The organism is Polynucleobacter sp. MWH-Adler-W8, assembly GCF_001889925.1.
Classification (GTDB): Bacteria; Pseudomonadota; Gammaproteobacteria; order Burkholderiales; family Burkholderiaceae; genus Polynucleobacter.
Genome location: NZ_LZFI01000019.1, coordinates 1 through 8,990, shown reverse-complemented (window position 1 = coordinate 8,990; position 8,990 = coordinate 1). Strand labels below are relative to the sequence as shown.

At 43.9% G+C, this 8,990-nt stretch carries 10 protein-coding genes and 1 pseudogene; 3 read left to right on the top strand and 8 right to left on the bottom strand.

The annotated features are described in order from the left end of the window. The 7 genes and pseudogenes from AOC28_RS11185 to AOC28_RS11155 all read right to left on the bottom strand — a co-directional run. Positions 1-327, bottom strand: a pseudogene (locus AOC28_RS11185) (hypothetical protein); the annotation flags it as partial. 128 nt (positions 328-455) lie between these two features. Next, positions 456-1,565: a choloylglycine hydrolase family protein gene (locus AOC28_RS11180; RefSeq protein WP_143143941.1), complete on the bottom strand. Its 1,110-nt coding sequence runs from the start codon at positions 1,563-1,565 to the stop codon at positions 456-458. 43 nt (positions 1,566-1,608) lie between these two features. Continuing rightward, positions 1,609-2,490 (bottom strand): hypothetical protein, encoded by an 882-nt coding sequence (locus AOC28_RS11175; protein ID WP_072584059.1) that lies wholly within the window; start codon positions 2,488-2,490, stop codon positions 1,609-1,611. 24 nt (positions 2,491-2,514) lie between these two features. After that, positions 2,515-3,333, bottom strand: a complete 819-nt coding sequence (locus AOC28_RS11170; protein WP_072584058.1) for a hypothetical protein — start codon at positions 3,331-3,333, stop codon at positions 2,515-2,517. 97 nt (positions 3,334-3,430) lie between these two features. Beyond that, on the bottom strand, positions 3,431-4,234 hold the full coding sequence (locus AOC28_RS11165; RefSeq protein WP_083564307.1) for a hypothetical protein: 804 nt from the start codon (positions 4,232-4,234) through the stop codon (positions 3,431-3,433). 59 nt (positions 4,235-4,293) lie between these two features. Further along, positions 4,294-4,689 carry a hypothetical protein gene (locus AOC28_RS11160; RefSeq protein ID WP_072584057.1) on the bottom strand — a complete coding sequence of 132 codons (396 nt, stop codon included), beginning with the start codon at positions 4,687-4,689 and terminating at the stop codon, positions 4,294-4,296. Between the two features lie 25 nt (positions 4,690-4,714). Next, positions 4,715-5,254, bottom strand: coding sequence for an OmpA family protein (locus AOC28_RS11155; RefSeq protein ID WP_072584056.1), 540 nt, complete (start codon positions 5,252-5,254; stop codon positions 4,715-4,717). Between the two features lie 285 nt (positions 5,255-5,539). On the opposite strand from AOC28_RS11155, the gene ahpC reads away from it, so the two are divergent. Then, positions 5,540-6,103, top strand: a complete 564-nt coding sequence (ahpC, locus tag AOC28_RS11150; protein ID WP_072584055.1) for an alkyl hydroperoxide reductase subunit C — start codon at positions 5,540-5,542, stop codon at positions 6,101-6,103. A gap of 100 nt (positions 6,104-6,203) precedes the next feature. Further along, entirely contained in the window at positions 6,204-7,781 is a 1,578-nt protein-coding gene (gene ahpF, locus AOC28_RS11145; protein ID WP_072584054.1) for an alkyl hydroperoxide reductase subunit F, read from the top strand. Positions 7,782-7,852: 71 nt separating this feature from the next. On the opposite strand, the gene AOC28_RS11140 is transcribed toward ahpF, so the two are convergent. After that, positions 7,853-8,209, bottom strand: a complete 357-nt coding sequence (locus AOC28_RS11140; protein ID WP_072584053.1) for a DUF1622 domain-containing protein — start codon at positions 8,207-8,209, stop codon at positions 7,853-7,855. A 109-nt stretch (positions 8,210-8,318) separates the two neighbouring features. Here AOC28_RS11140 and AOC28_RS11135 point away from each other — a divergent pair, with 109 nt between their 5' ends. Further along, the gene (locus AOC28_RS11135) at positions 8,319-8,954 is read left to right on the top strand and encodes an NAD(P)H-dependent oxidoreductase (protein WP_072584052.1); all 636 of its coding nucleotides are present in this window, start codon (positions 8,319-8,321) and stop codon (positions 8,952-8,954) included. Positions 8,955-8,990 lie beyond the last annotated feature (36 nt).

Sequence of the window (8,990 nt, the reverse complement as noted above, 5' to 3'; positions counted from 1 at the left end):
CACGCCCAACAAAGGGTGCGCATGTGGCTCAATGAATCCCGGGTACATGACTTTATTAGCAAAATCTTTATTAATCTGCGTTGGGTACTTGCTTGTCCAAGGCTTCATGTCTTCCAAAGAGCCTACAGACAAAATACGCCCATCCGCAACAGCAACAGCCGTTGCATTCGGAATCGCCGGATCCATCGTGACAATTTTTTTAGCCACAAACACAGTGATATTAGTGACCCTAGGTGTTGATGGCGGATCAAGCAACTGAACCGCTGAAGCTAGGCTTGAGAAAAGACCTAATACAACGGCATAAATAATTTTAGACTTTAGGTTCACTGGGGGCCTCTATCAAACCTTCATTTATAGAATACTAACCATACTTCAATTGCAATCATCAATCTAATTAAAAAAGAAGCTCGACAAGCGAGCCTCTTATTAATATCAGATAGCCGAATTTAAATCCATTAATTAACCGGGACTACAATTTTTGGCTGAGCTAATTTAACGTACTTCATTTCCTTAGCATTCACATCCATTTTTTTCAAATCAAATGCATACGTATTATTGTTTTCAAACATCTTGACGTTGTAAACCATAGTTTTATTGTTGGCCACAATGCTCCATTCAGTTACCTCATAACCGCCAGTGCCGCCACCATAAGGATTACTAGCTGGCAAGGTCACTGATCCAGGAGGAATATCAAAGCTTCCTAGAATGTGCCAAGCAGCACCGTCCATTTGGGCGTTGGTAAAGTTTGTTGGCACTGAGTTTGATAAAAATAGTGCGCGAATAAAACGGCTTGGGCTCAAGAAATCTCCAGGAAGGCCATGCAATCCATTGCCAGAACTCGGTGCTGCGTAAGTGGCTCCATTAATGACTAGTGGTGGCTTCTCTACCTTAGAGAGATTGGCATAGTTTCCAATGCTATTGAGGTGATCTTGAAACGGAGGGTCATTTGTCAATACAGTCGTTGGGTTGTCAATGATAGATAGTCCATTTTTGGAGTACTCAACTACGATACTTTTACCATTGGCATCGTGCAATGTATAGTGCACTGGTGGTGTCTGATTCCCATAAACAGCCAACTTCGCGCCATTGACTTTAATCTTTGGTAGACCAGCCTTCACCTCATCAACAGTAGCAAAATTTGTCAGCACGTAAGTGAGCACCTGAACTGAATTGATGCTTGTTGCTGAGTCAGCTTGGGTAACTACCTGGTAAGCAGCACTATTTGGGTAGTTAAGTACACCTCCGATGAGACCCTTTTCATTCATGCCATCTACCAACTCAGGCAAGCCAAGTGCATTCATGCCGGCTACTGCATATTTAGAATTCCAATTCAAGCCTGAGCCGTACTTACCATCAACACCAATCCCTTGATGGGCATAAGCTCTTGGAATGGTAGTTAACTGAGAATTCAAAGGCAAACCGAATTCCATTGTGCGGCCATAAACATAGCCACCATCACTACCTTTGAGCAAGAAGCTAGTACAGGCTTCACTCACCAATGGAGCAAATGCCAAGGTAACTGAAACCGAAGTGGCTAGTAATTTATTAAACATCCGTTTTTTCATGATTAACTTCCTATCTTTTATAAGTGGGAAACTCTGCAGCAAATTACTTAAGAACAACTAGTGTGGCCGTAGCACGCGCACCCCAACCAGATGGCCCACCGGGTGTATTGCTGACGTAATACATAGGACCAGCACCAAAGGAGAAAGGCACGCCATCAATCACCACCAATTTGGAAACGCCTACATATAGAGGGTTTGATGTGCGATGCGTATCGTAGTTATATTGCGCTTCCATATTGGCTGTATATGTCCAAGCCTGTTTATCGGTGTAAGCAACAAAAGGCTGTCCATACAAATTATTTTGTGTGCCAAAAGTTGGATTGCCGCCTACGTTCCAGGATTGGTAACCAAGCAAGCCATAAGTCCATGGACCTTCGCGATTCAGGACAACAGCAGTCACGCCGGCACCAGTTTGTTGTGAGCCAAACTTACCGCTATTACCGGATGGTGATTGCGCATACGGGCCAATACCCCAAATCCAAGAGGAGTTGGTATTGGGTGCATAAAAAGACTCAAGAGTTACGCTAGCAATACCGTATCCAGAAAATGATTGGCCAGGCGCAGTTTGCACACTAGTTTCTCTAACACCCGCAACAATAGGGCGAACGATGAATGTGTCACCGCCGCCTAAATTGAATGGCATGACTGGCTGAAATAATAAAGTTTGCTCGGAGCCGCCCTGATTTAGGCCCACACCGCGGCTAAATTGGTATTGCAGCGGCACTGAAATCATATTGGCGATTGGATTTGCTAATTTCTTAGCAATGTCAACGCTGTCCACGGCCGGCTTGGCAGAAACAGTTACAGCACCTGATTTCTCAGCAGCAACCATACCCGCACGGGCAGGAATTTCTTGGGCAAAAGTTGGGGATGCAAAAACACCTACTGCCGCTAAGGTAGCTGTTATTTTTAGAGTGAGGTTCATGTTTTATTTCTAATGAATTGAGGATTAGAAGTGAAATGTTGCTGATAATTGTGGGCCTTGAAAGGTCGTCTTTTGTAGTAAACCTGCACCGTTTGTCTTTGAGCTGCTCATGTCATAGTAGAGGCCGCGATAAACCAAGGAGACATCAACCCATTTTTCAATAGTCTTGCCGACGCCTGCCATTGCCTGCCAAGTAACATTAGTAGTTCCACCTCCGCCGCCGATATCAGCATAAAAAGGAATGTACCAAGTGGAATCTGCGATGCGATAGCGCCCTTTAAAGCCAATAATCGGATCAACGGTACTTACAGTCTTTGAGTCGCTCAATGAATAATTTGTTCCGTCAAGCGCGAGGTTCAACGTGGCGGTCATACTAATCCAACGTACTCCCAACAAACCATCAACATTAGCGTCTTTATTGTTTACAAGGTTATATGTAGCCGCGCCAGTCAACATGGTTTGCTGAAGGGTAGGTTTCATCGCCACCCTAAAGTTGTAACCAGGCGCCGGAGTAACTGATGTAGTACCGCTCTTTTGCAAGGTAGCGCTGACTACATCAGCCATCATTCCCCAACTACCATAATGCGCCTCTCCAGAAATCATTGCCCCAGACTTCAGATTGCTAATAATGTTATTCATGTTCGCATCAGCAGTATTCAGGTATTGACCTTTGTAGTTGAGTGTAGAACTAACATTAGGGAGCCAGACATAAGGCGTTACATCAACAGTCCACTGATTAGAAATCCTAGGAATTGGCGTAAGCTCCTCATCCGCATAAGCCAAACCCATCGAAGTAAATAATGTAGACACTGATAAGAATGCTAGGAGAATTTTCTTATTCATAAAAGGACCGATGTAATATAAGATTGGTGAGGAAATAGTTAATACAAATTTTGGAACTAATTATAGTCTGTAGGCCTAACACTTAAAGGCTTGCGCTCTAGAAGTTATAGGAGACCTTCGCGTAGGTAGACCAGTCGTACTGGTGATAACTTTGAACCACTTGCTTGCTAGCCCCCACTGCAAATACCCAGTTCCTTGCGAAACGATGTGTCACCATGGCATCCATTGGCACAAACCAGCCTCCACCAGCAGAGTTATAGACTGCGCCGTTTTCATCCCAAAAACGCAACATCGTGTTTGGGGATAGCTGGAAGCCAATAGTTGGGAACACCTGGAGATTCCTTACCAACGCTGGTTGGCTAGGATTAATGACTTGGCTATTATTTTTGGTGTCAAAACCATACATATAGCGCAATAAGGGCGAGAAATCAGTCACATGTAAAAGGCTGTCCACCTCAGGCAAAAAAGACCACCCTAACTGAGGCCCCACTGCCCACTGACCGTTATTGCCAAATGGAAATACAACGCGACCACCAACTAAAGCCCCCAAGGGCTTCAGAAAAGTTTGATCTTGACCCCATACCGTCACCATGGTGTTGCCCGCACTGTACTGCCCTGAATTATTAGCCGATGAAATAGAGTTGTAATTTGAGGCGTAAGAAGTATCCAGACGTATACGTCCACGCCACTCGCCGGCTGCTAAAGGTTTGTAATAGCGAAGCTTAAGAATATTTTGATAATTATCATTGCCGTCGTAATTGTGATAACCCCAAAATTCCAACACCTTGCTATTGGTTAGCCGCTGAGAGTCGTTGTCAAATTTTGAAACGGGGACCAATAAGTCCTCAGCATAGCTTGCTGACACAAAAAAGCTAATAAGAAGTGATAAAAGTATTTTCATGAAAGGCAATGCCACCCTAGGGTGGCATTTATTACATATATCTATTTAAAAACGAAAGACTATGGCGTTACAACATGCCATACATTATTGACGTTATCACCAGTCTTATCGCCAGGATTTTTGTCCTTAACAAAGAAGTACAGTGGCTTACCTTTGTAAGTTAGCTGCTTTTGACCATCGTTACGGGCGATAGAAGAAAAATCTCCTGAGAGCATGATGCCTGGCTCTACATAAACTGGGGGCCAATTATTCGCACAAGTTGACACACATTCGGATTTTCCTGAACCAGCCTGGTCTTTATCAAAGGTGTAAATGGTCTTGCCATAACTGCTTGTCAAAATACCGTTGTTCACCTTTATAAAATCTGCTGAGGATGTTTTGATATCGGGCGTACCGCATGCTGTCAACGCCATAGCAACAATTGCTGCTGCGCTAAGCTTTAATAAATGTTTCATTCTCTATCCTTATATGGGCTATGAATTAATTACCTGGTCCAACCAAGGTAATTTCAATACGACGATTCTGTGCACGACCTTCTGGAGTTGCATTAGAAGCAACTGGATTAGATTCACCCATGCCTTGCGCAGAAATCAAACTTTGGCTAACGCCCTTACGAATAAGATAGTCAACTACATTATCCGCACGCTTTGAAGAGAGGTCCAAGTTTGTAGCAATTCCTTGATTACGTAGCTCGGCTCCGATCGATACATTATCTGTATAGCCACGAACAACCACTTTTGTATTTTTAAATCCAGAAAGTGTTGGCGCCATTTTTGCTAAAACCTGCTCAGCTTTTGCATTTAAGCGATAGCCACCCTCTGGAAACAAAATTTTGTCGCGAATAGTAATGCGCAATTCGCCCTGTAATTGACGAATTTCCACCTCATCACCTTGGTAGGCCTGTTGAAGCTGGCTATACGCCTGGTCCAATTGATTGTATTTGCCATCAGTAACGCAGGCACTTAAGAGCGCAAGTGCTGTAATAGATAAGGCTATTAATCCATGTTTCGTCAAACTCATGTCATTTCTCCAAAATCAGTAAAAAATATGCTTTTAATGGCATTAAGGCCACTACAGCCCAAAGGCTCACCCGAGCCTTTCAAATACCCATAAAAAATGGTCATTTTCTTCAAGAGTCTTGAAATAACTTGTTTTAAGCAGGCTGGAGACCCTAGAATCAATTATCTATAAATTCGATCATAAATATCAAATTTATTCATTAGACAAATAAACAACTGAGGTTCAAAATTGCTCTAGTTGTAGTAGTTACTAAAGAAATTGATTAACCAACACTAGGAGCACAGTATGTCCATTATTAATACCGCAGTTCAACCATTCAAAACCGAAGCTTTCCATAATGGTAAGTTTGTAACGGTTACTGACGAATCCCTCAAGGGCCACTGGTCAGTTCTGATTTTTATGCCTGCAGCATTTACTTTTAACTGCCCAACAGAAATTGAAGATGCAGCTGAGAACTATGCTGAATTCCAAAAAATGGGTGCTGAGGTTTATATCGTAACAACCGATACTCATTTCTCACACAAAGTTTGGCACGAGACTTCTCCTGCTGTTGGTAAAGCAAAGTTTCCGCTCGTTGGCGACCCAACACACACCTTGACAAACGCATTCGGTGTTCATATTCCTGAAGCCGGTTTGGCATTGCGTGGCACATTCATCATCAACCCAGAAGGCATCATCAAGACAGCAGAGATTCATTCAAATGAAATCGCTCGTGACGTTTCTGAAACTTTACGTAAGTTGAAAGCCGCTCAGTACACAGCAGCACACCCAGGCGAAGTATGCCCAGCTAAGTGGAAAGAAGGCGCAGCAACATTGACTCCATCTTTGGATCTCGTAGGCAAGATCTAAGTTAAATCAGTAATCAATAGACTCTCTTTAAGAGAGTCTATTGGAGAGGACCAGATCCTGCCCAATAGACTCACCTAAAAAAATACCCAAGGAAATCATCATGCTCGATACCAATATCAAATCTCAGTTAAAGGTATATTTTGAAAAGATTGTTAGCCCGATCGTTCTAGTAGCCAGCCTAGATGACAGCGACAGCTCTAAGCAGATGCTTGAGCTCTTAAATGAAGTAGCTGAGCAGTCTGACAAGATCAGCTTAAAAACTGACGGTAAGAGTGAGCATATTCCTAGCTTTACCGTGAGCAAGACTGATCAAGATGCTCGCATTACCTTTGCCGGCCTACCAATGGGTCACGAGATGACCTCTTTCATTTTGGCTATTTTGCAGGCCAGTGGCTATCCCGCCAAAGTAGAGCAAGAGGTGATTGATCGCATTACTAAATTAGATGGCAAGCTCAGCTTTCAGACCTTCATCTCTTTGTCATGCCATAACTGCCCTGACGTTGTTCAGGCGCTGAATTTAATGGCAGCCCTTAATCCAAACGTCACCCATGAGATGGTTGATGGTGCCCTTTATCAAGGCTTGGTAGATCAATACCAAATTATGGCTGTACCAACTGTGATTCTCAATGGTGAAGTATTTGGTCAAGGCCGCATGAGTGTTGAAGAGATTGTTGCTAAGTTAGATACCTCCACCCCCAAAGAAGAGGCTGCAAAGCTTTCTGCCAAAGAATCCTTTGATGTTTTAGTCATTGGCGGTGGGCCTGCTGGTGCTGCTGCTGCAATCTACGCGGCACGTAAAGGTATTCGCACTGGAATTGTGGCCGAACGTTTTGGCGGACAAGTCATGGATACCATGGGTATTGAAAACTTCATTTCCGTAAAAGAAACTGAAGGGCCTAAGTTGGTTCAAGCACTCGAGCAACACGTGAAGAGCTATGAAGTCGACATCATGAACTTACAGCGTGCCAATGCTTTGCGTAAAACGAATCATGGTCTTGAAGTGGAATTAGCCAACGGCGCAGTACTCAATAGCAAGTCCGTAATCATCAGCACTGGTGCTCGCTGGAGAGAAATGAATGTGCCTGGCGAACAAGAATACCGCGGCAAAGGGGTTGCATATTGTCCTCACTGTGATGGCCCTTTATTTAAAGGCAAGCGTGTAGCGGTGATTGGTGGTGGCAATTCCGGTGTTGAGGCTGCCATTGATTTGGCGGGCATTGTTAGCCATGTCACTCTCATCGAGTTTGATAGCAAGCTCCGTGCAGATGCGGTATTGCAAAAGAAAATGGCTAGCATGCCAAACGTAACCGTCATCATGAGCGCGCTCACCAAAGAAGTATTGGGTGCCAATGGCAAGGTCAATGGCTTACGCTACCAAGATCGCACCAATAACACTGAGCACAATATTGATCTGGAGGGTATTTTTGTCCAAATCGGCTTATTACCGAATACTGATTGGCTTAAAGGTAGCATCGATTTATCCAAGCACGGTGAAGTCATCGTCGATGCAAAAGGTGAAACTTCTTTGCCGGGTGTATTTGCAGCGGGAGACTGCACCACCGTTCCATACAAGCAAATCATTATTGCCATGGGTGAAGGCGCCAAAGCTTCGCTAGGAGCATTTGATTACCTCATTCGTTCATCGGTTACTGAGCCAGAAGAAGTAGTTGCTGCGTAAGCAACAATTAATCTGCAGCAAAACAAAAGGGAGTCTTTCGACTCCCTTTCTCGTTTAAAGACAAATGTGACTTATTCTGATTGACCTGGTCTAGGCGCTTGCCACGGCCAGCGGCCATCAATCTCTAAAGTCAGGGACCAGCTTAAGAAGCAACGAATCAAAACGATGGCGCCCAGTACCGCCACACTAGTCAATGTTGGGCTTATGGCTACCGTCCGAATCACATCACCTGCAACTAAGACTTCGAGCCCCAGAATAAGCGAGCGCACGATTTGTATGCGAAAGGTTTTATAAGCAATATCGGCCGTCTGAGTAATCAGACCTTTTGCAAAACAGAAGAGGCCCCATAAAACACCGATGGACACTACGGCTACTCCAAGAGCATCCATCACATCACTGACATCTCGAATAATTTCAATTTGATTCATATTGCAGTCTTTTGAGATTGAATGCCTACATATTAGCTCGTTTAGCACTAGCCTCCGTTATAAACTACACTGTGCCATCTATTGCTAGATTAAATCTAAGGAAATCAGAATGAGCTTAATTGACAAATTACAGTGGCGCTATGCCACCAAGAAAATGGACTCCACAAAGTCTGTACCGCAGGATAAGGTAGAGCAAATACTGGAGGCTATTCGTTTAACTGCCAGCTCTAGTGGATTGCAGCCTTATGAAGTGCTTGTGATTACCAATAAAGCGATTCGTGAAAAGATCAAAGCAATCTCCTGGGATCAAACCCAAGTAGTCGACTCTTCTCACTTGCTCGTTTTTGCCGCTTGGGATACCTATACAGCAGACCGAATCAATCAATCATTTGATATGACTGAGAAGCTGCGCAACTTCAAAAGCGAAGCTGGTGATATCTATCGCCAGAAGCTACTAAGTGGTTACACCGAAAAAGATGCTGAAACCAATTACACCCATGCTGCAAAGCAAGCTTATATTGGACTCGGCACCGCCCTCATTGCGGCCGCATACGAACAAGTAGATTCCACTCCAATGGAAGGCTTTGATGCTGCAGCCCTCGATGAAATCCTCGGCCTCAAAGCAAAAGGTTTACGCAGTGTTGTCATGCTGCCGCTAGGATATAGAAAGGCAGACGAAGACTGGTTACTTAACTTGAAAAAAGTCAGGAAGCCTAAAGAAGAGTTTGTTACTTGGATTGAGTAATAAATAGAAGTATAGAAAAAGTAAAAGCCACCCGAA

Coding starts and splice junctions, on each gene's coding strand:
- AOC28_RS11180 (WP_143143941.1), bottom strand. CDS start 1,565: ATGAAAAAACGGATGTTTAATAAATTACTAGCCACTTCGGTTTCAGTT.
- AOC28_RS11175 (WP_072584059.1), bottom strand. CDS start 2,490: ATGAACCTCACTCTAAAAATAACAGCTACCTTAGCGGCAGTAGGTGTT.
- AOC28_RS11170 (WP_072584058.1), bottom strand. CDS start 3,333: ATGAATAAGAAAATTCTCCTAGCATTCTTATCAGTGTCTACATTATTT.
- AOC28_RS11165 (WP_083564307.1), bottom strand. CDS start 4,234: ATGAAAATACTTTTATCACTTCTTATTAGCTTTTTTGTGTCAGCAAGC.
- AOC28_RS11160 (WP_072584057.1), bottom strand. CDS start 4,689: ATGAAACATTTATTAAAGCTTAGCGCAGCAGCAATTGTTGCTATGGCG.
- AOC28_RS11155 (WP_072584056.1), bottom strand. CDS start 5,254: ATGAGTTTGACGAAACATGGATTAATAGCCTTATCTATTACAGCACTT.
- ahpC (WP_072584055.1), top strand. CDS start 5,540: ATGTCCATTATTAATACCGCAGTTCAACCATTCAAAACCGAAGCTTTC.
- ahpF (WP_072584054.1), top strand. CDS start 6,204: ATGCTCGATACCAATATCAAATCTCAGTTAAAGGTATATTTTGAAAAG.
- AOC28_RS11140 (WP_072584053.1), bottom strand. CDS start 8,209: ATGAATCAAATTGAAATTATTCGAGATGTCAGTGATGTGATGGATGCT.
- AOC28_RS11135 (WP_072584052.1), top strand. CDS start 8,319: ATGAGCTTAATTGACAAATTACAGTGGCGCTATGCCACCAAGAAAATG.